Below are 26,546 nucleotides of genomic sequence, written 5' to 3' on the forward strand. Positions count from 1 at the left end.
ATTAAATAGAATTATTGACAATAAGAACGATCTCTCCTTTTAAAGTTTTACTCTTGGAAAACTCAATTAATTCATTGATTGTTCCGCGTTTGGTTTCTTCAAATTTTTTAGAAATCTCTCTGCTTAAGCTTACTTTGGTTTCTTCTCCGAAGAATTCTTTAATCTGCTCCAGTGTAGTATTGATTTTATGAGGACTTTCGTACAAAACAATGGTCTTTTTTTCTTCAGCAAGCTGTTTCAGTTTGGTTTGTCTTCCTTTTTTCTGCGGCAGAAATCCTGCGAATAAAAATTCATTATTAGGAAGTCCCGAAACCACAAGTGCCGGAATCAGAGCGGTTGCTCCGGGAAGGCAAATCATGTCAATATTATTATCTGCTCCTGCTTTTGCCAGCAAATATCCGGGATCTGAGATACCAGGTGTTCCCGCATCGGTAATAATAGCAATATTCTGCCCGTTTTTAAGATCTGTAATCACTTTCTCCGTTGCCTGATGCTCATTGTGTAAATGATAGGACTTTAAAGGCTTGGAGATCTCAAAATGTTTTAAAAGTACTCCTGAAGTTCTGGTGTCTTCACATAAAATATAATCTACTTCTTTCAGCACATTTACTGCCCTGAATGTCATATCTTCCAGGTTCCCGACAGGTGTGGGAACAAAATATAGGATTCCGCTCAAAATTATAAGAATTTATTTTCTACCAATATCCAAAGTCTCTGTGCATATTCATCCACCTTATTCCATTTTCTGTCGTAGTACAGATCGCTGAGATATTCTTTGGCTTCTTCCAGCGTTCTGAATTGATTCAGCTGATAAACAGTATCGTTCAGATCTGCCTGGCTTCCTTCAAAAAGCATCTTCGTGAAGGCAAGCCTGTCATTCAGATCCAGCTTAAATTCAGGTTTCAGCTTGTCTGCTTCCATGAAATTGGTCGGAATATTGGATTTCAGAATACTTCCTGAGTCTTCTTTTACAACAGGAGAAGTTTTCTCTTCTTTGGGAAGCTCCAGGTGGTCGTCATCAAAAAGTGACTGAACAGCCTTCATTCCTTTGATATTGGCTAATTTTATTTTTTTCTCCCGATGATATTCTTCTAAATTTTCGAAGCTTTCATCAGAAGGATGTTTATCTGTTTCTTCGGGAACAGGTTTATCGATTTCAACAATTTTTCTTCGGTCATAGACTTCAGCAAGGATGCTTTCTTCTTTTATAGGTTCTTCTGAATGGTCATTTTTTATCTCACTCAGAATATTTTCCACATTAGAAGTTTCTGTCGCCATTTCTCCCTGCTCTATGGAAACATTTGAAGCTACAAACTGTTCTTCGTTTTCTTCAATCAGGATTTCATCATCCAGCGTTTCCGTATCAAAAATACTCGGAATTGTTTCCGTTACTGGAGGTTTTACATCATTTACAACAGCAAAATCCGTTTCTTTTTCAGACTCCGACTTGGCAATTTCTTCTTCCTCCTGCTCTTCTATTTCATTAAGCTGATTATTGAAAATAGCTTCTTCTTCTGTGACTTCATTATGAAACAGATCTTCATTAAGATCTTCATCCGAATCCGGTGTAGAATCCGCAAGAATTTTATCTTCATCTACAAAGCTCAGAACCGCTCTCTGTTCCTCTGAAATTTCATTTTCATCAATTTCGTTCAGCTGATTATTGAAAACGGCTTCTTCTTCCAGATTTTCATATTCAGGAGTCTCTTCCTGAATATTTTCAGCTAATTTTTCTTCATTATTTTCTTCTACAAAGCTTACGATATTTTCATGGAATTCATTTTCAACAATTTCATTCAACTGATTGTTGAAAACAGCCTCTTCTTCTTCAGATTCGTCTGAAAAAACTTCATTTTCATCAATTTCGTTCAGTTCATTATTGAAAATAGCTTCTTCTTCCATCACTTCATTTCCGGTATCATGATGTTCTGTTTCACCTGAAACAAAAGAGGTATACTGATAGTCCGGATTCTGTGTCGTATTGTCTGCTACGAAGTATTCAATATTTTTTTCCAGCAGTTTCAAAAAAGAAATCCTGTTAGCAAGCTCATCTACAAGATCTTGCTTGGAAAGTAATTCGTCTATATTGCTTATTTTGTCCAGATTATCAATGATATTCATGGATTCAAAAAAAATCTTTTCCTTTAAATCTTGGATATTCTGCATAATAAGATTCTTATTAAAATTGCTTACTTTTGATGTTAAAAATATACGGCTAATTTAACAAATGTTTTTAGAAAATACAATTAATCATTCCAAACAAAGTGGTTGGATGGAAGTAATTTGTGGCTCTATGTTTTCCGGTAAAACCGAGGAACTTATCCGCAGATTACGAAGAGCGGAAATGGCAGGACAGAATGTGGAAATTTTTAAACCTAAAATGGATATACGGTATTCTGAAGAGGATGTAGTCTCTCATAATCAGAATAAAATCCGTAGTACAGCAGTAGAAAACCCTAATGAAATTCTTCTGTTGGCTTCCAATTGTGATGTAGTAGCCATTGATGAAGCTCAGTTTTTTGATGAAAGCATTGTGGATGTTGCCAATCAGCTTGCCAATAGTGGTATCAGAGTAGTTATTGCAGGATTGGATATGGATTTTTTGGGCCGTCCGTTCGGACCAATGCCTAATTTGATGGCGACTGCCGAATATGTTACAAAAGTGCATGCTATTTGTAAGAGAACAGGTAATCTGGCCAACTATTCCATGAGAACTTCTCAGGGAGATAATCTGGTAGAATTAGGAGAAACAGAAAGCTATGAAGCAGTAAGCCGCCGTGTTTTTATTGACGAAGTACTTTCAAAAAGAAAATAATAAATGGATAAAGGCAAAACAGAGAAAAATGCTGTTTGCATCAAACCATACAATATATTCACTTAATATTAAAATGAAAAGCGAAAAAGCTTTATTGTAAAATATTAAAAAAGGAAAGAAGATGATAAAATGGTCTTTATTTCTTTTGCAATTTTACCTTTTTGCAGTTTCGCTCTAAATAAAGCAGAAAGGGTACCAATGAATTATACAGTACAACACATTGCAGAGATCACCAATGCACAAATCATTGGAGACGGAAATTTATTGATCAAAAATATAGCTTACGACAGCAGAATTATTTATTCTACCAAAAATACAGCCTTTATTGCGATCAATACTCAGAAAAATTCCGGAGAAAAGTTTATTGAATCTGCAATGGACAGAGGTATCAATGTCATTATTTCTGAACATCACTATCCTGAGTTTGAAAATATTACCTGGATTATTGTTGAAAATTCCGTAGAGTTTCTTCAAAAATTAGCAAAGTATCATTTCGAAAATTCTCATTTACAATCGATCGGAATTACAGGAAGTAATGGTAAGACTATTTTAAAAGAATGGTTATATCAATGTGTATGGAACGAGTTTCCTACTGTAAAAAGCCCTAAAAGTTTTAATTCTCAGATCGGTCTTCCATTGTCTCTTCTTCAGATCAACAACTCCCATCAGCTGGGGATTTTTGAGGTAGGGATTTCAAAACCGCATGAAATGGAAAAACTTGAAAATATTTTCCATCCTCAGATCGGACTGCTTACCCACATCGGAACTGCCCATGCTGCCAACTTTTCTTCTGACGAAGAATTGATAGATGAAAAGATCAGTCTTTTTAATAATTCTGAAGTCATCATTTATAATGGAGATAATTCTCTGGTGGATCAAAAAATTAAAAATTCCTATTCCGATAAAAAATTAATTTCTTACGGTTTTAAAAAAGACAATCAGGTTTTCATCAAAAACAATATTTCCAAAGATGAAAACATCATTGTTGAATATTTGGGTGAAGAAATCAGTTTTCCTGTTCATCAGAGAGACGAAGCTACATTAACCAATGCTATGGCGCTTATCTCCGTACTCAAGGAACTGAATATCGAAAATAAAAAGATCGTTGAAAAAATCAACCTTTTAAAAGCCGTTGAAATGAGGCTTGAAGCGATTGAAGGAATTAAGGGCAATATTGTCATTAATGATTCTTTTAATCTAGACCTCGATTCTTTGAAGACTGCTCTGCAATTTTTGAATGAATACAACAAATCTAAAAAATCTCTGGTCTTAACAGATATTGTAGGAGTGAATTCCAACGCCAAAGAATTGTATGAAGAAGTTTCTGAGCTGGTGAATGAGCAGCATTTTGATTCTGTATTCTTAATCGGAGATGAAATATCAAACTTTAGTGAATTATTTAAAGCTAAAACATATACTTTTATTGACACCAAAGAGCTCATTGAAAGTAAACATCTTACTGAACTAGAAAATCAGATTATTCTGCTTAAAGGAGCCAGAAAATTTGAAATCGAAAAGCTGAAAGATATTCTTGAACTAAGAAAACATGATACGGTACTGGAAGTGAATCTTAATGCAATTCTTCATAATATCAACTATCATAAATCGCTCCTGAAACCGGGAACTAAAATGATGGCTATGGTAAAAGCCAATGCTTACGGACTGGGAAGCTTTGAAGTTTCAGAATTTCTTCAGCATCATCATATAGATTATCTTGGGGTAGCCTATGCAGATGAAGGGGTAGAACTTCGTAAAAAAGGGATCACGACTCCTATTATTGTTATGAATCCTGAGCAGCACAGCTATCAGACTATAATAGAATACAACCTTGAGCCTGAAATTTACAGTTTCAGAGTTCTGGAATTATTCTATGAAGCAGTTCAGAGATCCGGATATGATAAGAAATATCCAATCCATATTAAGCTGGAAACAGGAATGCACCGTCTTGGTTTCAAAGATTTTGAGCTGGATCAGTTAAGCGAAACTTTAAGTCAGAAAAACGTAAAGGTTCAAAGCCTTTTCAGTCATTTATCATCTTCTGATATGCCTGAAGAAAAAGAATTCACTTTAAAACAACTTGATGTATTCGAAAAAAATTCAAGTTATCTTATTGAAAAACTAGGCTACACCCCTATCCGTCATATTCTGAATTCGGCAGGAATTACAAGCTATAAAGATCATCAGCATGACATGGTGAGAATCGGTATTGGTATGCTGGGAGAATCTGCAGATCCTGAAATACAGAAACAATTACGATCTGTGGTAAGCTTTAAAACCGTAATTTCACAGATATCAACTGTTGAAAATGGTGAATCAGTAGGCTACAGCAGAAAATATAAAGCAGATCATTCTACGAGAATTGCAACGATTCCTGTAGGATATGCAGACGGAATTCCGAGACTCATTGGAAATCAGGTAGGAAATGTAGGGGTAAATAAGACTCTTGCACCTATTGTCGGAAATATCTGTATGGATATGATGATGATTAATGTAGACCATATTCCTAGCATAAAAGAAGGCGATACGGTAACTGTTTTCAATGCCAAACCAAGCTTAAAAGAATTCGCAGGATACTGCAAAACGATAACCTATGAAGTATTAACCTCCATTTCACCCCGGGTGAAACGGATTTATATAAAAGATTAACTATGAGAAAACTCCTGATTCTGCTTTCCATATTCCAATTATTATTGATCCATTCTCAGGTAAAAAAAAATTTGGTAATTCCGAAAAATCCAAAAATAGGGTTATCACTTGCAGGTGGTGGTGCCAAGGGTTTTTCACATGTCGGAGTTCTTAAAGTATTAGATTCTTTGGGAGTGAAAGTAGACTATATTTCCGGAACCAGCATGGGAGCTATTGTAGGTGGATTGTATGCCGCCGGCTATTCCGGGAAAGAAATAGAAAAAATAGTCATGGATACGGATTTCTATTCTCTGATTATGGATCCAAAGTCCCGGCAGGAAGCCAGCTTTTTTAATAAATCTGTAGACAAATATCTTTTATCCATTCCGCTTAAAAACGGAAAAATCACACTTCCCTCCTCCATCAGTACCGGCCAGAGAAATGTTTATCTTCTGAAAGAACTTTTTAAAAATGTTTCTAATATTGAGGACTTTTCCAAAATGCCTATTCCATTCCTTTGCGTCGCTACCAATCTTGAAAGCGGTAATATGCAGATCTTTGAAAAGGGAGATCTGGTACAGTCCATTATGGCAAGTTCCGCATTCCCTTCTTTAATGGATCCTGTAAAAATTGGGGATAGCATTTATATTGACGGAGCTATGACGGTAAACTATCCTTCAAAGCCTTTAAAGGACAAAGGAATTGATATCGTCATCGGTGTGGACCTTAATCAGGATCTATCCAAAAGAGAGGATTTAAACAATATTATTGCCATTCTGAACCAGGTTATTGATTTCGGAATCAAAAAAGATACCCGAAAACAATATAAATATACAGATATTAATATCAAACCTAACCTGAAAGGGATGTCCGCAACAAGCTATGATGATAAAAAGAAAATTCTGGATAGCGGATATGTGGAAGGATTAAAATATTCCCAGATCCTGGACCAACTTCCAAAGAAACCATTTGATCGCCTCAGACAACGTGTAAATCCGATATATTCCAATGTTTATAAGATCGATAGCATTTCTATTGAAGGAAGTAAAATTTACGGTAAAAACTATACCCTTGGTAAAATGGGATTACGCCTCCCCTCTTTGCAGACCTATGGAAGTATCAATAAAATGATCGATAAACTGGTTGCCACCAACAACTACAAATTTATTAATTATGATATCGTTCAGGAAAATGACGCCAACTACCTGAAGCTTTACGTCACTGAAGATGATGCCCGCCATTTTTTAAAATTCGGACTCCATTATGACGAAGTTTTTAAAACAGGACTTCTTTTAAATTATTCTGCAAAAAGACTTTTATTCAAAAATTCTAACCTTTCCCTGGATGTCGTTGTAGGAGATCGCTTGAGATATTACCTGAATTATTTTATAGATAACGGATACATTCCGGGAGTTGGCCTTTATTCATCCGGGATGAGTTTTGATATAAAGAATGTAGACAATTACGTAGTAGACCGTTGGGAATGGATCAGAAATGAAGCCTATATACAGTCCATATGGAAGGACAAATTCGCCATTGGTGGTGGTATAAGCCATGACTATTTTAAAGCAGAAAACAGCAATGGAGATAACAGACGATACAGCCGTTTTTTAAATCCTTATATTTTCATAAAAACCGACACACAGGATGATAAGGAATTCCCGACCAAAGGGGTTTATTTTGCTGCTGAAGGAAAGGTTGTAGATCTATTAAAGTCTGAAGTTGATAAAAGAATCATTCAGATTAAAGCAGACCTAAGGCTTAACATTCCACTTGGCAAACAATTCAGTTATCGTCTGAATTTATTTGGAGGGGTTACACTTGGTGAAAATCTTCCTGCCTATTACCAATATAGATTAGGAGGAATTTTTGAGCAGAATCTTATGAATTTTAAAAGTTTCGGAGGATTCTATTTTGCTCAGCTTTATACAAACAATGTAATACTGGCTTCTAATGATGTACAGTTTAAGTTTAATAAAAACTATTTTATCAGCGGAAACTTTACCTTTGCTAACTTATCAAACGATATCAAGTTTGAGGATGCAGTTAAAGTAAATTATAGTTCACTGGGAATTACGGCAGGTTACAAATCTCCTTTCGGGCAGATAAAAGTAAACTTTAGCCACTCCCTAAAAAATAACCAAAAAGGTATATTCAGTGTTATATTAGGACACTGGTTTTAAAAAAAATGATACAGTTCTTTTATGAAAACTTACCAGAGTCGGTAAGTACAGATTACAAAAAATGGCTGGAAGATCTTATTCTTTCAGAAGGAAAAAAAACAGGAGAAATCAATTACATTTTCTGTGATGATGAATATCTTCTTAAGATCAATCAGGATTATTTGCAGCATGATTATTATACAGATATTATCACTTTTGATTATGTAAAAGGCAAGACAATAAGCGCTGAGATTTTCGTATCTTTGCAGCGCATTTCTGATAACGCCTCTACCCTTTCCCGAGATTATGAAGAAGAATTAAGAAGGGTTTTAGCCCATGGTATTTTACACCTTGCAGGCTATAAAGATAAGACGGAAGAGGAAGAAAAAGAGATGCGGAGAATGGAAGATCTGTACCTGGATAAATACAGGGATTTAAAGTTTTAGAATTGAACAATCACTTAAAGTCCCATATCTAAAGTACTCTATTCTAGCAACAATATAAGTTTATCTAGAGTGCATTCTTCAAAAATGTTTCACGTGAAACATTGGTTATAAAGATAAGGTTTAAAGCTTAAAACAAGCGAGATAAAAATGATTTCAGAAATATATGATGTGATAGTAGTAGGTGCCGGACACGCAGGTTGTGAAGCCGCTGCCGCAGCAGCTAACCTCGGTTCAAAAACCCTACTTATTACAATGAATATGCAGACCATCGGACAGATGAGTTGCAACCCGGCAATGGGCGGAATCGCAAAAGGACAGATCGTAAGAGAGATTGATGCAATGGGAGGATATTCCGGAATTGTGGCAGACAAATCTGCTATCCAATTCAAGATGCTGAATCTTTCAAAAGGTCCTGCGATGTGGTCTCCGAGAACCCAAAATGACAGAATGCTTTTTGCTGAAGAATGGCGCTTAGCATTAGAGAATACTCCCAATCTTGATTTCTTTCAGGATATGGTAAAACAACTGATTGTTGAAAATAATAAAGTAGCAGGAGTTGTTACTTCTTTAGGAATTGAGATCAAAGGAAAATCTGTAGTACTTACTAACGGAACTTTTCTTAACGGATTAATTCACGTTGGAGATAAACAATTAGGCGGAGGAAGGATGGGTGAACCAAGAGCTTTTGGAATTACAGAACAATTGGTCACTTTAGGTTTTGAAGCAGGAAGAATGAAAACCGGAACTCCACCAAGAGTAGATGGAAGAAGTTTGGATTATTCAAAAATGGAAGAACAGAAAGGAGATCAAAATCCTCAAAAATTCAGCTACCTTGATACTCCGAAACTGACAAAACAATTAAGCTGTCATATCGTATACACTAACGAAACAGTACACGATATTTTAAGAGAAGGTTTTGACAGAAGTCCAATGTTTAATGGAACTATTCAAAGTTTAGGTCCAAGATACTGCCCAAGTATTGAAGATAAAATTAATCGTTTTGCAGAAAGAAACAGACATCAGCTTTTCGTAGAACCTGAAGGATGGAAAACAGTAGAAATCTATGTAAACGGATTCAGTTCTTCTCTTCCTGAGGATGTACAGATCAAAGCAATGAAACATATTCCAGGATTTGAAAATGTAAAAGTTTTCCGTCCCGGTTATGCTATTGAATACGACTACTTCCCTCCTACCCAATTAAAGCATACACTCGAAACTAAACTAATTGACAATTTATATTTCGCAGGACAGATCAATGGAACAACCGGATATGAAGAAGCAGCAGGTCAAGGATTAATTGCCGGAATCAATGCACACAATAAAGTTCATGAAAAAGGAGATTTTATCTTAAACAGAGACGAAGCTTATATTGGAGTATTAATTGATGACCTGATTACAAAAGGAACTGAAGAACCTTACAGAATGTTTACTTCACGTGCAGAATACAGACTTCTTTTAAGACAGGATAATGCCGATATCAGATTAACAGAAAAAGCATATCAGTTAGGATTAGCAAAAGAAGACAGATTAAGACGAGTTGAAACTAAAATATCTGAAAGTCAGTCACTTGAAGAGTTTCTTCGTGAAACTTCTTTAAAACCAGGCATTATCAATCCAGTTCTGGAATCTATTGAAAGTAGTCCTGTAGATCAGGCCTACAGAGCAGCTCAAATTCTTACCAGACCTAATATGACATTAGAAAAACTGGATGAAATTGATTTTATCAAAGAAGTTTCTACTCAATATAATGATGAAGTAAGAGAACAGGCAGAGATTAATATCAAGTATAAAGGATATATTGAGAAAGAAAAAGAAAATGTTGCTAAGTTAAATCGTCTGGAAAACATTAAAATTCCTGAAGATTTTGATTACACAAAGCTTTCCAGCCTTTCTGCAGAAGCAAAGCAGAAGATGTCTAACGTTCGTCCGAAGACTATTGCACAAGCTGGAAGAATAAGTGGTGTTTCTCCAGCTGATATCAACGTTTTATTAGTTTACCTAGGGCGCTAAAAAAAATGTTTCACGTGAAACATTAGAAAATAAAAACAAAAATTAAGGTATTTATAAGCGTAAAACACTTCTGAATATCTTAATTTTTTTACCATATAAAAGATATTTACTTCAATGAAAATAAAAGATCATTTTCTTTCACAGGAAATATTTGAGATTAAAGAGACTGAAACAAAAGGAGTCTTTAAAACCACTCCTATTCCATCCAATATTTCCAGATATTATGAAAGTGAAGATTACATTTCTCATCACCAGGATTCCGGAAGTTTAAAAGAAAAACTTTATAAATTCCTACAGTCTTTTAATCTGCAGTATAAAAAAAACATACTGGTAGACAGAATAAAAAAGGGATCAAAAGTTCTTGACTACGGATGCGGTGCCGGAGAGTTTGTAAAATATATAGAAAATGATTTTGAAACCTTCGGCTTTGAACCGGATGCTGATGCCAGAAAAGCAGCACAGGGAAAAATAGCAAAAGCTTCAATTTTAGATGATATTCATAAAATTGAAGATAACACTTTAGATGCTATTACACTCTGGCATGTATTTGAACATATCGAAAACCAGGATGAAATGCTCCGCAAATTTCATGGAAAATTAAAAGAAAAAGGAATACTTATTATCGCAGTTCCCAACCCTACTTCTTATGACGCCAAACATTATAAAGAATATTGGGCTGCTTATGATGTGCCAAGACATGTCTACCATTTTTCTAAAAACGGAATGGAAAATTTATTTTCTAAAAATCCAGACTGGAAAATGAGAAAGATCAAACCTTTGGTACTTGATTCCTACTACATCTCGATGTTGAGCGAAAAATACAAAAAATCACCCCTATTTTGGGTAAAAGCTGTTGTTTACGGAACGATTTCGAACGTAAAAGCGTTGTTTTCCAACGAATTTTCGAGTTTGATATATATTATTGAAAAAAGATAGAAAATCGATTTTTGACCCATTTATGAAAGCCGATTTTCAGCATTTTTAACTTAAAAATAAAAACTCAGGATTTATTTCTCCTGAGTTTTCTTTTTCTCTATCATATCCAAAATAATAATTCTTCCTCAATTTTATCAAATCAAAAAATAAGATTGAAATTTACCTTCCTTACCGATCAATAAAAAATATCTCCCCTACTCCATTTAAAAAATAGAGAGAAATACAAATTACCTATCCCTTGATTTATCTTCTTAAAGTATTCCTTGAACTTTTTAACTCAAATTTTAACAAAAGCATAAAAACAGCGAAAAAAAAGAAGAAATTTAGTTTTTACAATACAAATTACCACAAAAACAATTTAAAATTAACTTCAAAATAAAATAAGATACAAATACTCTAAAAAAGTTAGAAAATCGATTTTTAGGCTATTTATGAAGGTCGTTTTTCGACGATTTTATTGAAATGAAAAAATTAAAGCTGTTCTGCCAAATATATTACTGACGATAAAGAAATAGAAAATCAAATTTCGTTCTAAAGTAATTCTTCTATGATAAAAAAAACCTACCCTACTCCACTCCATCATTTTTGATGAAAAATAATTTTACTCTATTTCAAAAAAAATAAAATTGATAAAAATTGACAGTTTCTGTTTTTTATGAAAACTGGAAAAAAGTAAAAATTAATAATTGCAGAGAATTTCAAAAATCAATACTCAATAAAAAAATTTAAAAATTGAAAGCACCTAAACGATTTTAAACTTCATGGAAAATTTTTAAGTCTAAGAAATAAAAAATTAAAACTCATTTAAATTTATCCTGGAAAGAGGTCTTAAAAATTCTAAAAGCAAATAACTTATTCATTTTGTTGTAGTTACCTATTGATTTCTGTTATTGCAGTAAGAATATCAAATGAAAATAATAAAGGATAATATAGTTAATAAATTAGTTTAATTATTAATAATCAATAAGATACAACACTATCACTGATATGTGAAATAAATAAATCATTGAATTTAAATATTTAAAATTTCCAAAAATTTATATCTTCCTTTTTCTAATAGAAATTTAAAAATTAAAACAATATAAAATACTATTCCAAGAAACCGGTAATTTTAATACCACTCTCTCAAGTTCTTATTCAAAAAGGTAAATAAAGCCTTATTATAATTGGAAAAAAAATCACAACTCTCTCCTACCAATCCTCTAATACTTTTCATAAAATCATATCAATTACTTCTTTATACATTTCGAAATACAAAGTATAATTCATAGAAAAAATCTTTTTTATATATCAATAGTACTGCAAAAATCATGGTCATTTACCAAAGCAAAAAGAGAATAAAACAAGAATTAAAAACACTTAAATTGATAAATTTTATAAGAATATCCTGATCATAAATTTCCTGAAAAACATAAGTACCTGAAAGAGAATTCAACCCCTCTATATATAACTATAAGTTATATCTAAAATATTATTAAAACTACGATCAATAAAGGATTTTCTTTAAGTTTAAGAAATAAAAAAGCCTGCTAATATAATTAGCAGGCTTTAAAATATCTTTTATTTTCTATTAATTATTGATTGCTGCTACTCCTGGTAATTCAAGTCCTTCAAGACTTTCAAGCATTGCTCCACCTCCGGTAGAAACGTAGCTTACCTGATCAGCATATCCGAATTGCTTTACGAAAGCAACACTGTCTCCTCCTCCTACTAAAGAGAAAGCTCCTAATCTTGTTGCTTCAGCAATACTCTCACCTAATGCAACTGTTCCACCCGCAAAATTTGACATTTCAAAAACACCGATTGGCCCATTCCAAAGGATCGTTCTTGAATTTAACAGTACATCATTGAACTGATCTCTTGATTTGTGGCCAGCATCAAGTCCCATCCATCCTTCAGGAATTGTATAAATATCAACTTCTTTTCTCTCCACATCATTACTAAAGCTTTCAGCGATGATGGCATCAGACGGAAGATATACTTTTACTTTGTGCTCTTTAGCTTTTCCTAAAATTTCAAGGGCCAAAGGAAGTTTATCTTCTTCTACAAGAGAATTCCCGATTTTACCTCCAAGCGCCTTAATAAAAGTAAATGCCATACCACCTCCAATGATCAGATTATCTACTGCAGGAAGAATATTTTCTATAATGGTGATTTTAGTTGAAACCTTCGAACCTCCCAGGATAGCAGTAACAGGTTTCTCTCCACTTTTTAATACTTTATCGATTGCCTGAAGCTCTTTAGCCATCAATAAACCGAAATATTTAGTTGATGGAAAATATTGAGCAATTACTGCTGTGGAAGCGTGAGCTCTGTGTGCCGTTCCAAATGCATCATTTACATAAGCATCTCCTAATTTTGAAAGCTTCTCTGCAAAAGCAGTATCTCCTTTTTCCTCTTCATTATGAAAACGTACATTTTCCAATAGTAAGATTTCTCCTGGTTTTAAATCTGCAGCTGCTTGCTCTGCCTTTTCTCCAATGCATTCATCAACAAATTTCACTTCCTGTCCTAAAACTGCAGAAACTTCGCCAACAATATGTTTAAGGGAAAATTCATCTTTAACCTCTCCCTTAGGTCTTCCAAGGTGTGTGATTAAGATGACAGAACCACCATCATTAAGGATCTTTTCCACCGTTGGTTTCACAGCAACAATTCTTGTGTTGTCTGTCACCTTCAGTTGATCGTCCTGTGGAACATTGAAGTCCACTCTTACCAGAGCCTTCTTATCTTTAAAATTAAGATCATTGATTGTTTTCATAAGTAGATTTATTTTTTGCTAAGCCCTATGAAACCGCCGTGCTCAAAATCCGTTTTAGCTTTCGGTAAAATCTCGCAAGAACAATTTCATAAATCTCATTGAATTTTTGTTTCACAAATGTAAGGTTTTAAACTTTTTCAACAGTTTGATTAAAATAAAAGTTTTCAAAAACTTTCCCCGAACCCAATCACCCATTAATCAACAATTTTTTCTCTTTTAAAAAAAAGAATAATGTAGTTGTTGTTGAGTGTTGTTAGTTTCGGGGATAAGTTTTAGGCTAAAAATTGATAACATTCAACTTTTATTCAACTCATATTTAATTCACAATATAAATCTCTGTAAACCCGCTATTTCACATACTTATTAACAAATGTTGATAACTTTGAAATGAAACCATTATTAGTTATTTTATTATGGAAAAATCTGGGGATAGCTGAAGAAAACATCTGGAAAGTTGTGGTAAAAGTTTGAGAAAAGATTTTCTATTACGAAATAAATTCATCTTTAAAAATAGAAAGTTGATAAAAGTTTTCCACAGTTATTCACATACCTTTTCACAATTAACTCAGGGTTTACTAACACGAATTGTTATTATTCTTACCTTTGTAAGGAAATAGAATCTAATAAAGCTTAATAAGAGTATTATGAAAAGAAAAATTGCTATCGCAGCGGACCATGCAGGCTATGAATATAAGGAGATTGTTAAGAACTACCTTTCAGAACGTTTTGAAGTTCAGGATTTTGGAACGTTTTCCACAAACAGTGTGGATTATCCGGACTTTGTACACCCTGCTGCAACCTCTGTGGAAAACGGAGAAAATGAGCTGGGAATTCTGATCTGTGGAAGCGGAAACGGAGTTCAGATCACTGCGAACAAACACCAGAAAATAAGATGTGCTTTATGCTGGATGCCGGAGATTGCAACACTGGCAAGACAACATAATGATGCTAACATGATTTCAATGCCGGCAAGATTTATATCTAAAGAACTGGCGATTGAAATTGTAGATAAATTTCTTTCAACAGACTTCGAAGGTGGAAGACACCAGAACAGAGTTGACAAAATTGCAGTTTGCTAATTATAAATAAGGCTTGTAAATCACTTTACAAGCCTTATTTATTTTTTATTTGTACATTTGCAGTGTCCAATAGAAATTACACTCTATTATTCTCCAAAGCCTTTCTTATATTTGAAACATATTTAATAAAAGGTTTTTCTCTTTTCTTCTCCAGAATTGTATTAAATTTATACAAAACTAAAGCTCTCGTTGTAAGCAAAATGAAAGATAATTTCTGATGATTTACGGAAAGATTCTAATGATGAAATTGAATAACCTTATACAAAGGAACGAATAAGGAAGATTTAGAAAAAGGTCTTAGTTGGGAAAGACCAAAACAATTAAAAGAAAATTAAAATGCCAAAAAAAAGAAAATATATAAGTCATAAAAATGATTTAAAAATGATGGAAATCGGAAGAATGATCCTCCGTTTTATGAATGCAAATTCATCCAAAATTTATAATTATAAGCAGATCGCTGACGGAATAGATTACAAAAATCCAAGACAAAGAGAACTTGTAATCCAGGCACTGCACAAACTTCAGGGATCTGAAAAGATCAAAGAAGTAGAAAAAGGAAAATATATAGTGAACCTGAAAATCGCAGGAACGCTTACCGGAACTATTGACTTTAACCAAAGTGGAAATGCTTACGTAAGTGTGGAAGGTTTGGAAGATGATGTCTTCGTTCACGCCAAAAATGTGAAGGATGCATTGCAGGGAGATAAGGTTCTTATTATAACTTATCATTATAAAGGAAAGAAACTGGAAGGCTCTGTTTTGGAAGTTTTGGAACGTACCAGAACAGAATTTGTAGGGACGTTTCAGAAGGTTGCTCACAAGGAATTTGGGTTTGTGGTTTGCGATAAAAAATCAATTAATACAGATATCTTCATTCCAAAAGGAAAGTTCAACAACGCTGAAGATGGTGATAAGGTCATTGTAAAAATGACAGAATGGAGACCTGGTGATAAAAATCCGGAAGGTGAAATCATTCAGGTGCTGGGTGCTCCGGGAGAACATGAAACGGAAATCCACTCTATTCTTGCAGAATATGGTCTTCCATATGAATTTCCATCGGAAGTTGAAGCTGATGCAGATAAAATAGACAGAAGTATTACGGATGAAGAGGTTACAAAGCGATGGGATATGCGTAATATCTGTACATTTACCATTGACCCTAAGGATGCGAAGGACTTTGATGATGCTTTGTCCATAAGAAAACTGGAAAACGGAAACTGGGAAATCGGAGTTCATATTGCTGACGTATCTCATTATGTAGTGCCGGGAACAATTCTGGATGATGAAGCCTACCAGAGAGCTACTTCGGTATATCTTGTTGACAGGGTTGTGCCGATGCTACCAGAAGTTTTGAGTAATGATGTTTGTTCACTTCGTCCACACGAAGATAAGTATACCTTCTCAGCTGTTTTTGAACTGAATGACAATGCTGAAATTCAGAAACAGTGGTTTGGAAGAACGGTTATTCATTCAGACAGAAGATTTACTTATGAGGAAGCACAGGAACGTATTGAAACCGGACAGGGAGATCTGGCGGAAGAAATCAATACGCTTGATAAACTAGCGAAAATAATGCGTCATGAACGTATCAGAAAAGGAGCGATTACTTTTGACAGAAGTGAAGTAAGATTCAATCTTGATGAAAATAATGAGCCGATTGGTGTGTACTTTAAAATCAGTAAAGACTCCAATCACCTGATCGAGGAATTCATGCTTTTAGCCAATAAAAAAGTATCAGAATTTGTATCTCTTTCAAGAAAAGGTGAGATCACCAATAATACATTTATTTATAGGGTTCACGACGATCCGGATCCTGCAAAATTGGAATCGTTGAGAGACTTCGTTGCTACTTTCGGATATAAAATGGATCTGGCCAATACTAAAAAGGTTGCCGCATCTCTGAATAAACTTCTTCATGATGTAAAAGGAAAAGGGGAAGAAAATATGATTGAAACGCTTGCCATGAGAAGTATGAGTAAAGCGGTATATTCTACAGAACCTATTGGCCACTACGGTCTGGGGTTTGAATATTACAGCCACTTCACCTCTCCTATCCGTCGTTACCCGGATTTGTTGGCACACCGTCTTCTTCAGCATTATCTGGATGGAGGAAAATCTCCGAACAGAGGTGATCTTGAAGAAAAAGCAAAACATTGCAGTGCTATGGAGAGACTGGCAGCAGATGCAGAAAGAGACTCTATCAAGTTTATGCAGGTGAAATTTATGGAAAAACATTTGGGAGAAACATTCAAAGGAGTGATTTCCGGAGTGGCAGAATTTGGTTTCTGGGTTGAAATCCCTGAAAATGGAGCTGAAGGACTTATCAAGCTTAGAGATCTTGTGGATGATTCCTATATGTATGATGCAAAAACCCATGCCGTATATGGAATAAGACACGGAAATAAATACCAGTTGGGAGACGAAGTTCAGATTAAAGTGGTAAAAGCCAATCTGATTCAGAAGCAGCTTGACTTCCAGATTGTGAAGTAGAATAAGTAGGTCTTTAATAAGACTGTAAATAAAATTATAAGGACTGATGGATTACAAAAACCATCGGTCTTTTGTTTTTAGCATTAAAAAGTATGAAATTAACGCTCCTCTCCTATTTCTTAAAATTTTTACATTAAAGTCTGATTAAAATCTACTTGATATATCACAACTTTATTGAATAATTAAATCATAAAGTCTAACTTTGTATTAAACGAAATGAATTTTTATTCATTTTAAAACACCACTTAATGCTAGAACTTGTACTATCTGCCATCATATTAGGATTTATGCTGAGCCTGGTTTTCATAGGACCTATTTTTTTCCTGTTAATTGAAACCAGCTTTTCCAGAGGCCCCAGACATGCCTTATCACTGGATCTTGGTGTGATTACTGCAGATTTATTATGCATTGTAGCGGCGTATTATGCCAGTACAGATATTGTTTCTTTAATTGATAAACATCCGGGTTTCTACAGGATCACCTCTATTCTTATTTTCATCTATGGAATTGTGATGCTGGTGACCAAAACCAAAATGCACATGCCCGGAGAAGAAAAGATCATTGGCCAAAATTATATTAAGACCTTTTTCAATGGTTTTTTCTTTAATCTTTTGAATGTTGGAGTCATCCTTTTCTGGCTGGTAACGGTAATTTCCGTAAGGAATCAATATCCGGACACCAGCAGTTTTATTTTATACATCAGCATAGTACTGGCCACTTACCTGTCTATAGATCTTGCCAAGATATTTCTCGCCAAGCAATTTCATGATAAATTAACACAAAAACTAGCCAACCAAATCAGAAGAGTTGTTGGCTGTATTCTTATTATCTTCAGTTTCTTTATTTTCCTGCAGAGTTTCAAAAAGTTCAACCAATTTGAAAAACAACTGGAGGAAGCAGAAAAGAAAGAAGTAAAATATCAAAAAACAAAATGAAAAAAATGATCTTTCCAAAGTCTCTTAAAAAAGGAGACAAAATAGCTGTTATTTCCCCTGCAGGAGCTGTAGATGCTACTCAACTGGAAAAGGGAATAGAAATGATTAAAAGCAGAGGTTTTGAACCCGTTCTCGGAGAACATCTCTACACTAAATTTTCAAACGGATATAATTATGCCGGAACAGAAAAGGAAAGAACAAAAGATATCAACTGGGCCTTAAATGATACGGAAATAAGAGCTGTATGGGCTTCCAGAGGTGGTTATGGATGCCAGCATCTGCTTCAACACCTGAAGTTGAAAAACTTTACAGAACATCCGAAATGGTATATCGGATATTCAGACAATACAGTAATACAAAGTTATCTGCTTAAGAAAGGTTTTGTTTCCATTCATGGACAAACCGTTAAAACATCCAGTTTTGGAGTGACAGATGAAAGCTATGATCTGATCTTTGATATCCTTAAAGGCAAAAAGCCTAAATACAGCCTTAAATCTCACCCTTTGAACAAAAAAGGGAATATTCAGGGAGAATTGGTTGGAGGAAATTTAGCCCTTATCTATGCCCTTCTGGGAACCAAATATTCTTTTGACTTTAAAGACAAGATTCTGTTTATCGAAGATATCGGAGAAAACTTCTATGCACTGGACCGTATGATCATGAGTCTGGAGCTGGCTGGTGTATTCCATAAAATCAAAGGATTGATTGTTGGTGGAATGACCAATATGGGAGATGAAAAGGAGAATGAAAGTTATGAAGAAAGCTTTGATGAGTTCGTTTATAAGCTTATTTCTGACAGAATTTCAAAGTATAACTTCCCGGTAGTATTTGCCTTCCCGAATGGACATATCAAAGACAACAGACCACTTTTAATCGGTGCAAACGTGAAAATGAAAGTGGATGCTGAAGTAAAAATAGATTTTTAAAGTAGTACTACTCTCCTATCTCCAAACTCTTAACTATACACTATGGCTCATCATAATGATTTTGGAAAAATAGCAGAGAATCTTGCTGCTGATTATCTTCGGAAAAATGGCTATAAAATTAAGGCCAGAAACTTTCGTTTTAAACAAAACGAAATTGATATCATTGCTGAAAAAGATAACCTGATTATTATCGTGGAAGTGAAAGCAAGATCTACCGATGCTTTTATGCTTCCTCAGGAGGCTGTAACAAAAACAAAGATAAAATCTATTGTCTCTGCAGCCGATCATTATATGGAGGAATTTAATAAAGATCAGGAAGTCAGATTTGATATTATTTCCGTTCTTCCTGATGATAATAAAAACTTAATCATTGACCATATCAAAGATGCTTTTCAGGCCTTTGATGCAAATTAATAAATCAATACAACAATGTTTGAATGTAACGGAATCATGACACTGATAGAGGAGTGCATTCAGACATTTAACAACCAATTTTATGAAGACAATATTGATCACCGGAGCCACTTCTGGCATAGGTAAAGCCACTGCAGAGCTTCTTGCAAAACAAGGAAACAGAATTATTATTTGTGGAAGGAGAAATGAGGTGCTGGAATCTGTAAAAACAGAGCTTTCTCAATTTACCGAAATGTTTAGTTTGATATTTGATGTAAGAAATCTTGAAGAAGTGGAAGCAGCCATTAATTCCCTTCCTGAAAACTGGAAAGAGATTGATGTTCTGATTAATAACGCAGGGAATGCTCATGGGTTAGATCCTCTTTCTGCGGGTAAGACCAATGACTGGGATTCTATGATTGACGGAAATGTAAAGGGATTACTCTATGTTTCCAAAATGATCATTCCAATTATGAAAACTAAAAATTTAGGTCATATTGTAAATATCAGTTCTGTTGCAGCAAGACAAACCTATGCGAATGGAGTAGTGTACTGTGCAACGAAGAAAGCAGTAGACGTTATTTCGGAAGGAATGAGATTGGAGCTTACCGAATTTGGAATCAAAGTAACCAACATCCAGCCGGGTGCTGTAGAAACAGATTTCTCTTTGATAAGATTCAAAGGTGACAGTGAGAAGGCTTCAACTGTGTATGCAGGTTATGAACCTTTGAAGGCAGAAGATATTGCTGATGCTATTGCTTACTGTGTGAATGCACCGAAACACGTTACCATTTCAGATATGACCATCTATCCAAGCGCTCAGGCTGAACCAAGAACGATTTATAGAAAATAGTCCAAAATAATGGAGTAAATTTGCAGAATATTAAATGCGATTTTGCTTTTGCAATATTGCTGTTTAGCTTAAAACAAAAAAATGAAAATTCTATATCTGGAAACATCATCCAAGAACTGTTCAGTAGCCATATCAGACAATGAGAAGCTATTATGCCTTTGTGAAGAAGTTTCTGAAAACTATAAACAATCCGAAAGTCTTCACACCTATGTAGAATGGGCATTGGAAGGAGCGGGTATTTCGCTTAAAGATATTGAAGCCGTTTCTTTAGGAAAAGGTCCCGGATCTTATACCGGCTTAAGAATCGGAGCAGCCTCAGCAAAAGGATTCTGTTATGGACTGAAAGTTCCTCTGGTAGCAGTAAACTCTCTTGAAAGCATCATAGAGCCTTTTTTAGGCGATAACTATGACTTTATAGCGCCATTGGTGGATGCAAGGAGAATGGAAGTGTATACGGCCGTTTACGACGGTAAAACAGGGGAGGAGTTATCAAAGACCGAAGCTAAGATTTTAGATGAAACTTCTTTTGAAGAATTTAAAGATAAAAAAGTTCTGTTTGTAGGGGATGGTGCTAAAAAAGCAAAAGAGATTCTGAATCTCCCTGATGCTGTTTTTAAAGAAGATGTTTATCCTTCTGCACAATATCTCATCAGAAAGACTCTGGAGAAAATACGAAACAAAGAATTTGAAGATATGGCTTATTTTGAGCCTTTTTATCTCAAAGATTTCCATGGAGTAAAGAAAAAGAAAAGCGAAGAATAAATCTTCGCTTTTTTATTTTATTGAGGTCTTGGCGGGATCTTCGATCCTGATTTTGTCTCATTGGGTTTTTTAGGATTTTGCTGCTGACCCGGATTTACCTGTTCCTGAACAGTACTCATATTATCCAGCTTCTGTACTTTTCCGCTGTTCATTTGTGGCAGTCCCGTATTTTGGGTGTTAGGTTGTGCAGGTGCTCCTGATGGTTGCTGAGGAATATTATTTCCTTTATTGTCCGTTGCCTGGAAGCTAAGGTCACTTCTCAGATAATTCAGCATTTCTTTAGCTCTTATCCCTTCAGGTGTTTTGGAATAATTCAGGGCAATCTGTTCCAGCTGCAGAATCATAACTTCCTTTCCACTTGATTTTCCTGCATTGAAAGCATTTAATAAATACAGCTTAGGAACAAGAGCATCTTTCGGAAACTTCTGAATCGTCTGATCTATAATATCTTTACTTTCTGCAAACTTTTCGGATTCAAATAGTGCATAAGCCTTTTTGTATTCGTTTTCAACTTCTTCGGTTGATTTTACAAATGACTTGTTCTTAGGATTTCTGGCAAATTCTGCGTAAGAAGTATAAGGGTAATCAGCCAAGAGAATTTGTTTCGCTCTTTCAGAAGCCTGTGGATTTTTCTCATAATTCATGGCAAAAATCTCATACAGTGCCTGTAGCATTACTTTTTCTTCCGGTTTTACATCTACAAGATCATAAAGCGTTTTCGTAGCCAGTGGAGTATTGGTAAAATAATTCTGATACATAATTCCCAGACCTAATGAAGCAGTATCTCTGTCCTTTTTTAACTGAGATAATTTTCCCTGATCTGTAGGAATCTGTTCAATATAATACGCAGGCTCAAAACGTCTTGGATTAGGCGCAGAGGTTACTCCTAACGCTTCGTTTTTCATATCTTCAATAGAGGCCATTTTTTTGGAAGAACGCCAGTTATCAGCAAGAGCACGGTCTCCCCAGATTTGCTTAAATGAAGAGGTACCTTTGCTTACCGTTCCTGAATTGCTGAAATAAAAACCTTTTGTAGTTATTCCAAAATCCTCAAAAGAATTGCCGCTATTGGCAAAAATAGAATTGGCACTATAATCTCCGGTATCAAAACCTTTACTTCTTTCTGCACGTCTTCTTTCCTGTTCTTCTTTCTCTTCTTTGATCTTTAGTTTGGCAATATATTTTGTGAAATAATCTGTTTTTTGGCCATCATTCATCTTTGCCAGAGAAAGAATACTGTCATTCTTTTTAATAAGATAGTAGTTTTTGGAAATCTTTTTAATATACTCAGATTGATCCTTTAACAGAATTTTTGAAGGTTCATAAGTCATGACAGCAAGCGCAGAATCATAATAACTTCCGGCTCCGATATAATCATTTTTGTCAAGGTAGCTTTTTCCTATTTCATAATAAGCCAATCCGCGGATCTGAGGATCAGAAACCTTTTCAAAAAGAGATTTTCTGAAGAATTGCTGAGCTTCATCCTTTTTACCAGCTTTATTGGCCATTAACCCCAAAGCATAGTAAAATTCATTTTTTCTTGAGCCATACATTCCTTTTTTACTGATTCCTTCCAGGTAATTTTTTGCTCCGGCATAGTCACCTTTACCGTTAAAAGTTTTTGCAATGGCAACCTGAGATTTTACTTCAAATTCGAAATCACTGGCATATTTATACGCTGCAGCATAGCTTTCTCTTGCTTTATCATTCTGGTTCAGATTTTCCAGAACCTGACCTCTCAGATAAGCGATTCTACTCTTCAGTTTTCTGTTGCTATTCAGTTCAAAAGCATTATCAAGTTCTTTGGCTGCCTCTTCTTTCTTACCGGCATCAAGCAAAGATTCAGAATAATAAATGCTGAGTAATTTTGCATAGCTTTTACTGATATCTTCACTTTTCAGTTTGGCAAAAGTTTCATGGGCCCTGTGATAATCTTTGATTTTATCATAAGCAAGACCCTGATAAATTCTTGCGAGTGCAATCCTTTTATCATCTTTCATACGGGTGAAAACATAATTCAGAGCATCAAGTGCCTCAAGAGATTTACCCCGATAAATTCTTGCCTGAGCAAGGATCATGTAGGCATCAAAAATCTGTTTATTTTTCTCTTCACCATTTCTGGTTACAGAATATTTATTGATTGCTTTTAAAGCTTTTGCTTCTGCAATTTCCAGCGTAGTAGCTCCTTTAGCCTGTTCTCCGTCAGGTCTTGAAGGGCCGCCTCCCGGAGGTCCTCCAGGGATATTCGGAACTCCTGAATTACCTCTTCCTGAAGGTTTGTTGGCTACTTCAGCCATCTTCATAGAATTTTCGGCAAAAGCCTCAGTCTGTCCAAGATCACTTCCCAAAGGCTGTTCTTCGTAAGTCAGAATAGGAATATAGGGAGCATAAAAGTTGTCCTTATGCCCTTTGTCTCTGGTGGTAAACTCACTGTTTAATGCATCTTTTGCATTAAATAATGTGTTATAATATGTGGAAAATCCTTTCAATACTCTTGAACGCTGCTCCGGCTTTTTTGTTTTGGTAGCACATGAAGCAACAAGACATATGACTAAAAGGAATAATATATTCTTTTTCATTATTCAATATAACTCGCTAATCTGCTTTTTATTATCAGCAGTTTGATGATTTTGTAAAAATAATAAAATTTTATAATGAATAATATTTATATTTCTTCAGGAAGTATTTTATTTCTTCTTTAATGAGCGTTTTGAACCAAATAATCTTTTAAATAAGAGAAGATTCTTTCAGAATTTTATAAACAAGATGGGTAGGAAGTCCCATAATAGTATAATAGCTTCCTGTAAGGCTTGTGATCTTTGCCATTCCCAGCCATTCCTGAACACCATAACTGCCGGCTTTATCAAAAGGCTTATAATTCTGAATATAATAGTTTATTTCTTCATCTGAAAGTTTGTCCAGAGTAACATCCGCTACATCTGTTTCTGTAAAAGACTTATTGGCTGTTTTGATGGTAATTCCCGTGTAGACCTGATGTGTTCTTCCCGAAAGACTTTGAAGCATGGTAAAAGCGTTTTCTTCATCTTTAGGTTTTCCCAGAATCTGATTATCGATGGCAACTATGGTATCAGCAGTCAGGAGCACTTCATCAGTCTCCAGATTTCTGAAAGCCGATGCTTTTAAGTCAGAAAGATAAGCTGCAGCTTCTTCTATTTTGATATTTTCCGGAATAATTTCTTCGCAGTCTATTTTTACGACCTCAAATTCAAAACCAAGGCTGGAAAGAAGTTCTTTTCTCCTTGGGGATTGTGATGCTAAAAGTAATTTCATACAGATACTTATACAGATTGAGTATTATCGTCGTGCCAGTTTCCCTGAACTTTCATTACCTGTTCAATTACATCACGAACTGCACCCGTTCCTCCTTTTTTAGGGGAAATATAATCGGAAATTCCTTTTACTTCCGGAACCGCATTTTCAGGACATGCTGCAATGGCTGAACTTTCCATGATATGAATATCCGGAAGATCATCACCCATGGTAAGAATTTCTTCATTTTTAAGATTATATTTTTTCTTAAAGTCTTCGAAATCATCTATTTTATTGTGAGACTTCGGATAGTAATCCTGAATACCCAGATAATTGATCCTGTGTTTTACCATTTCATCATTTCCTCCTGTAATAACACCGATTAAATAATTGTTTTTTAAAGCTTTTACTACCGCATATCCGTCCAGAACATTCATTACCCTGCACATATTTCCTCCCGGAAGAAGATAAACACTTCCGTCTGTGAAAACTCCGTCAACATCAAATACAAATGCTTTAATATCTTTTAATTTCTCTTTATAGCTCATACATTTTCTGAATAGAATGATTCATTGTTTTATAAATTTCAAGACTTTCGTCTTTTAATAATTGTTCATGCAGCTGTAAAATCCTTATATCATTTCTTACTGCCGGACCTGTTTGTGCCGTTTTGGGCTCAATTTCATGAATTTTCTGAACCGTTTCATCGATGAGCGGTAAGAAATAATCAAACGGAATATCCTGGGAATCTGAAATTTCTTTAGCTCTTGAAAAAAGATGATTCACAAAATTACAGGCAAAAACAGCTGTCAGGTGAATATATTTTCTTTTTTCATGATTGCTTTCCATTACTCTTTCCGAAATCTTTGAAGCGAGATCAAACAATATTTTTTGATCTTTTTCATTTTCCCCTTCTATAAAAAAAGGAATTTTTTCATATTCCAGTTCTTTGGATTTTGAAAACGTCTGTAAAGGGTAGAAGCTGGATTTTCTATACTCACCAGCAAGAACTTCTTTTGGCAGAGATCCAGAGGTATGGGCAACCAGACAATCTTTTTTGGTAATAATTTTCGAGACTTCTTCTACAGAATGATCACTTACACAAAGAATATAAAGATCTGCTTCTTCCAGATGATCTGTGGAATAAGGAATATTTAATTCTTCAGAAATTTTACCTAATTCTTTTTCGTTCCTCCCAAAAACCTGAGCCAGAGGAATACCTTTCAAAGTGAAAGCTTTTGCCATATGATAAGCTACATTCCCGGAACCGATGATTACAATTTGCATATAACAAATATAAGATTTTAAGCTGAGCCGGGAAAGGAAGAGACTTCAGAAATCCTGTACTTCAATATAGGCACGTTTATTGCGTAAGTGTCTCATATTATTTTTAATATTTACATTGAAAATTGAATTTTTAATTTAACTTTCAGCTATTTTTGTAATCCAAAACAATGAAGGCATCTTATGAAGATTAAGGACGCGGAAATTATTTCGTTGATGCAGAATCCACGGACCCAGGATAAAGGGGTTCGTGCCTTGATGGACGCCTATCAAAGCAGATTGTACTGGCACATAAGAAGAATTATTGTGGACGGAGATCTTGCACAGGATACTCTGCAGGAAACTTTTATTAAAGCATATCAGAATTTTCATCAGTTCAAAAATGATAGCCAGTTGTATACCTGGTTGTACAGAATCGCTACCAACGAAGCGTTACAGCAGGTCAACAAAATGAAAAAAATGCAGAAAACTGATGAGGATCCGGAGTATCATATGCAGAATCTTGTTGCAGATAATACAGAAGGTGATGCTGAAGAAATACAGATTTTACTGCAGAACGCTATACAGAGCCTGCCCGAAAAGCAGAAACTGGTATTTATGATGCGGTATTATGATGACTTACCTTACGAAGAAATATCAAAAATTGTAGATATGTCGGTAGGGACGTTGAAAACGAATTATCATTATGCCAAACAGAAAATAGAAGATTATATTAAAGAAAATTACGAAAAATAATTTTTGACCAACAAAGATGAAAGAGTTCGACATAGAAAAATTAGAGCGTAAAAACATTTACACA

Annotated in this window: 21 protein-coding genes; 14 read left to right on the plus strand and 7 right to left on the minus strand. The window is 34.8% G+C overall.

All coding sequences use genetic code 11. The annotated features are described in order from the left end of the window. Window position 1: 1 nt before the first annotated feature. Window positions 2-676, minus strand: coding sequence for a 16S rRNA (cytidine(1402)-2'-O)-methyltransferase (rsmI, locus tag REB14_RS23220; RefSeq protein WP_076595170.1), 675 nt, complete (start codon window positions 674-676; stop codon window positions 2-4). A gap of 2 nt (window positions 677-678) precedes the next feature. Further along, a complete protein-coding gene (locus tag REB14_RS23225; protein ID WP_079243693.1) occupies window positions 679-2,166 on the minus strand; it encodes a hypothetical protein in 1,488 nt (495 codons plus the stop codon). A gap of 61 nt (window positions 2,167-2,227) precedes the next feature. Here REB14_RS23225 and REB14_RS23230 point away from each other — a divergent pair, with 61 nt between their 5' ends. The 6 genes from REB14_RS23230 (at window position 2,228) to REB14_RS23255 (ending at window position 10,994) form a co-directional block, all read left to right on the plus strand. Then, window positions 2,228-2,815, plus strand: a complete 588-nt coding sequence (locus REB14_RS23230; protein ID WP_034694049.1) for a thymidine kinase — start codon at window positions 2,228-2,230, stop codon at window positions 2,813-2,815. A 198-nt stretch (window positions 2,816-3,013) separates the two neighbouring features. Beyond that, the gene (locus REB14_RS23235; RefSeq protein ID WP_309523406.1) at window positions 3,014-5,461 is read left to right on the plus strand and encodes a bifunctional UDP-N-acetylmuramoyl-tripeptide:D-alanyl-D-alanine ligase/alanine racemase; all 2,448 of its coding nucleotides are present in this window, start codon (window positions 3,014-3,016) and stop codon (window positions 5,459-5,461) included. A gap of 2 nt (window positions 5,462-5,463) precedes the next feature. Beyond that, window positions 5,464-7,623, plus strand: a complete 2,160-nt coding sequence (locus tag REB14_RS23240; protein WP_309523407.1) for a patatin-like phospholipase family protein — start codon at window positions 5,464-5,466, stop codon at window positions 7,621-7,623. Window positions 7,624-7,628: 5 nt separating this feature from the next. Beyond that, window positions 7,629-8,048 carry an rRNA maturation RNase YbeY gene (gene ybeY, locus REB14_RS23245; protein ID WP_047426469.1) on the plus strand — a complete coding sequence of 140 codons (420 nt, stop codon included), beginning with the start codon at window positions 7,629-7,631 and terminating at the stop codon, window positions 8,046-8,048. 147 nt (window positions 8,049-8,195) lie between these two features. After that, window positions 8,196-10,058 (plus strand): tRNA uridine-5-carboxymethylaminomethyl(34) synthesis enzyme MnmG, encoded by a 1,863-nt coding sequence (gene mnmG / locus REB14_RS23250; protein ID WP_309523408.1) that lies wholly within the window; start codon window positions 8,196-8,198, stop codon window positions 10,056-10,058. Between the two features lie 114 nt (window positions 10,059-10,172). Then, window positions 10,173-10,994: a class I SAM-dependent methyltransferase gene (locus REB14_RS23255; protein ID WP_079243689.1), complete on the plus strand. Its 822-nt coding sequence runs from the start codon at window positions 10,173-10,175 to the stop codon at window positions 10,992-10,994. A gap of 1,570 nt (window positions 10,995-12,564) precedes the next feature. On the opposite strand, the gene REB14_RS23260 is transcribed toward REB14_RS23255, so the two are convergent. Further along, entirely contained in the window at window positions 12,565-13,755 is a 1,191-nt protein-coding gene (locus REB14_RS23260; RefSeq protein ID WP_079243688.1) for a phosphoglycerate kinase, read from the minus strand. Window positions 13,756-14,399: 644 nt separating this feature from the next. On the opposite strand from REB14_RS23260, the gene rpiB reads away from it, so the two are divergent. The 7 genes from rpiB to tsaB all read left to right on the plus strand — a co-directional run bounded on the left by rpiB (window position 14,400) and on the right by tsaB (window position 21,193). Further along, window positions 14,400-14,834: a ribose 5-phosphate isomerase B gene (gene rpiB / locus REB14_RS23265; RefSeq protein ID WP_027372149.1), complete on the plus strand. Its 435-nt coding sequence runs from the start codon at window positions 14,400-14,402 to the stop codon at window positions 14,832-14,834. A gap of 336 nt (window positions 14,835-15,170) precedes the next feature. After that, complete coding sequence (gene rnr / locus REB14_RS23270) at window positions 15,171-17,324, plus strand: ribonuclease R (RefSeq protein WP_309523409.1); 2,154 nt, start codon at window positions 15,171-15,173, stop codon at window positions 17,322-17,324. Window positions 17,325-17,572: 248 nt separating this feature from the next. Continuing rightward, the gene (locus tag REB14_RS23275) at window positions 17,573-18,259 is read left to right on the plus strand and encodes a LysE family translocator (protein WP_034694031.1); all 687 of its coding nucleotides are present in this window, start codon (window positions 17,573-17,575) and stop codon (window positions 18,257-18,259) included. Further along, window positions 18,256-19,185 carry a S66 peptidase family protein gene (locus tag REB14_RS23280; RefSeq protein ID WP_309523410.1) on the plus strand — a complete coding sequence of 310 codons (930 nt, stop codon included), beginning with the start codon at window positions 18,256-18,258 and terminating at the stop codon, window positions 19,183-19,185. Before REB14_RS23275 ends, REB14_RS23280 begins: the two co-directional genes overlap by 4 nt. 42 nt (window positions 19,186-19,227) lie before the next feature. Next, the gene (locus REB14_RS23285; RefSeq protein WP_309523411.1) at window positions 19,228-19,599 is read left to right on the plus strand and encodes a YraN family protein; all 372 of its coding nucleotides are present in this window, start codon (window positions 19,228-19,230) and stop codon (window positions 19,597-19,599) included. A gap of 82 nt (window positions 19,600-19,681) precedes the next feature. After that, window positions 19,682-20,431, plus strand: a complete 750-nt coding sequence (locus REB14_RS23290) for an SDR family NAD(P)-dependent oxidoreductase (protein WP_309523412.1) — start codon at window positions 19,682-19,684, stop codon at window positions 20,429-20,431. 81 nt (window positions 20,432-20,512) lie between these two features. Further along, window positions 20,513-21,193 carry a tRNA (adenosine(37)-N6)-threonylcarbamoyltransferase complex dimerization subunit type 1 TsaB gene (gene tsaB, locus REB14_RS23295; protein ID WP_079243681.1) on the plus strand — a complete coding sequence of 227 codons (681 nt, stop codon included), beginning with the start codon at window positions 20,513-20,515 and terminating at the stop codon, window positions 21,191-21,193. Between the two features lie 17 nt (window positions 21,194-21,210). On the opposite strand, the gene porW is transcribed toward tsaB, so the two are convergent. From porW to REB14_RS23315, 4 genes are all read right to left on the minus strand, one after another. Further along, window positions 21,211-23,772, minus strand: coding sequence for a type IX secretion system periplasmic lipoprotein PorW/SprE (gene porW / locus REB14_RS23300; RefSeq protein ID WP_309523413.1), 2,562 nt, complete (start codon window positions 23,770-23,772; stop codon window positions 21,211-21,213). A 148-nt stretch (window positions 23,773-23,920) separates the two neighbouring features. Next, window positions 23,921-24,484: a Maf family protein gene (locus REB14_RS23305; protein WP_079243679.1), complete on the minus strand. Its 564-nt coding sequence runs from the start codon at window positions 24,482-24,484 to the stop codon at window positions 23,921-23,923. A gap of 8 nt (window positions 24,485-24,492) precedes the next feature. Next, entirely contained in the window at window positions 24,493-25,011 is a 519-nt protein-coding gene (locus REB14_RS23310) for a KdsC family phosphatase (protein WP_034694018.1), read from the minus strand. After that, a complete protein-coding gene (locus REB14_RS23315) occupies window positions 25,001-25,750 on the minus strand; it encodes a Rossmann-like and DUF2520 domain-containing protein (RefSeq protein ID WP_309523414.1) in 750 nt (249 codons plus the stop codon). The genes REB14_RS23310 and REB14_RS23315 overlap by 11 nt, the downstream gene beginning before the upstream one ends. Window positions 25,751-25,930: 180 nt before the next feature. On the opposite strand from REB14_RS23315, the gene REB14_RS23320 reads away from it, so the two are divergent. Further along, complete coding sequence (locus tag REB14_RS23320; RefSeq protein WP_034694015.1) at window positions 25,931-26,482, plus strand: RNA polymerase sigma factor; 552 nt, start codon at window positions 25,931-25,933, stop codon at window positions 26,480-26,482. Window positions 26,483-26,546: the final 64 nt, after the last annotated feature.

This window comes from Chryseobacterium metallicongregator (assembly GCF_031324065.1).
GTDB lineage: Bacteria > Bacteroidota > Bacteroidia > Flavobacteriales > Weeksellaceae > Chryseobacterium > Chryseobacterium metallicongregator.

Excerpts from the sequence above, each read along its gene's own strand:
- porW (WP_309523413.1), bottom strand. The coding sequence starts at position 23,772 with ATGAAAAAGAATATATTATTCCTTTTAGTCATATGTCTTGTTGCTTCA.
- mnmG (WP_309523408.1), top strand. The coding sequence starts at position 8,196 with ATGATTTCAGAAATATATGATGTGATAGTAGTAGGTGCCGGACACGCA.
- REB14_RS23320 (WP_034694015.1), top strand. The coding sequence starts at position 25,931 with ATGAAGATTAAGGACGCGGAAATTATTTCGTTGATGCAGAATCCACGG.
- REB14_RS23225 (WP_079243693.1), bottom strand. The coding sequence starts at position 2,166 with ATGCAGAATATCCAAGATTTAAAGGAAAAGATTTTTTTTGAATCCATG.
- REB14_RS23310 (WP_034694018.1), bottom strand. The coding sequence starts at position 25,011 with ATGAGCTATAAAGAGAAATTAAAAGATATTAAAGCATTTGTATTTGAT.
- REB14_RS23315 (WP_309523414.1), bottom strand. The coding sequence starts at position 25,750 with ATGCAAATTGTAATCATCGGTTCCGGGAATGTAGCTTATCATATGGCA.
- tsaB (WP_079243681.1), top strand. The coding sequence starts at position 20,513 with ATGAAAATTCTATATCTGGAAACATCATCCAAGAACTGTTCAGTAGCC.
- rnr (WP_309523409.1), top strand. The coding sequence starts at position 15,171 with ATGCCAAAAAAAAGAAAATATATAAGTCATAAAAATGATTTAAAAATG.
- REB14_RS23260 (WP_079243688.1), bottom strand. The coding sequence starts at position 13,755 with ATGAAAACAATCAATGATCTTAATTTTAAAGATAAGAAGGCTCTGGTA.
- REB14_RS23255 (WP_079243689.1), top strand. The coding sequence starts at position 10,173 with ATGAAAATAAAAGATCATTTTCTTTCACAGGAAATATTTGAGATTAAA.
- ybeY (WP_047426469.1), top strand. The coding sequence starts at position 7,629 with ATGATACAGTTCTTTTATGAAAACTTACCAGAGTCGGTAAGTACAGAT.
- REB14_RS23275 (WP_034694031.1), top strand. The coding sequence starts at position 17,573 with ATGCTAGAACTTGTACTATCTGCCATCATATTAGGATTTATGCTGAGC.
- REB14_RS23240 (WP_309523407.1), top strand. The coding sequence starts at position 5,464 with ATGAGAAAACTCCTGATTCTGCTTTCCATATTCCAATTATTATTGATC.
- REB14_RS23235 (WP_309523406.1), top strand. The coding sequence starts at position 3,014 with ATGAATTATACAGTACAACACATTGCAGAGATCACCAATGCACAAATC.
- REB14_RS23285 (WP_309523411.1), top strand. The coding sequence starts at position 19,228 with ATGGCTCATCATAATGATTTTGGAAAAATAGCAGAGAATCTTGCTGCT.
- REB14_RS23305 (WP_079243679.1), bottom strand. The coding sequence starts at position 24,484 with ATGAAATTACTTTTAGCATCACAATCCCCAAGGAGAAAAGAACTTCTT.
- REB14_RS23230 (WP_034694049.1), top strand. The coding sequence starts at position 2,228 with ATGTTTTTAGAAAATACAATTAATCATTCCAAACAAAGTGGTTGGATG.
- REB14_RS23290 (WP_309523412.1), top strand. The coding sequence starts at position 19,682 with ATGAAGACAATATTGATCACCGGAGCCACTTCTGGCATAGGTAAAGCC.
- REB14_RS23280 (WP_309523410.1), top strand. The coding sequence starts at position 18,256 with ATGAAAAAAATGATCTTTCCAAAGTCTCTTAAAAAAGGAGACAAAATA.
- rpiB (WP_027372149.1), top strand. The coding sequence starts at position 14,400 with ATGAAAAGAAAAATTGCTATCGCAGCGGACCATGCAGGCTATGAATAT.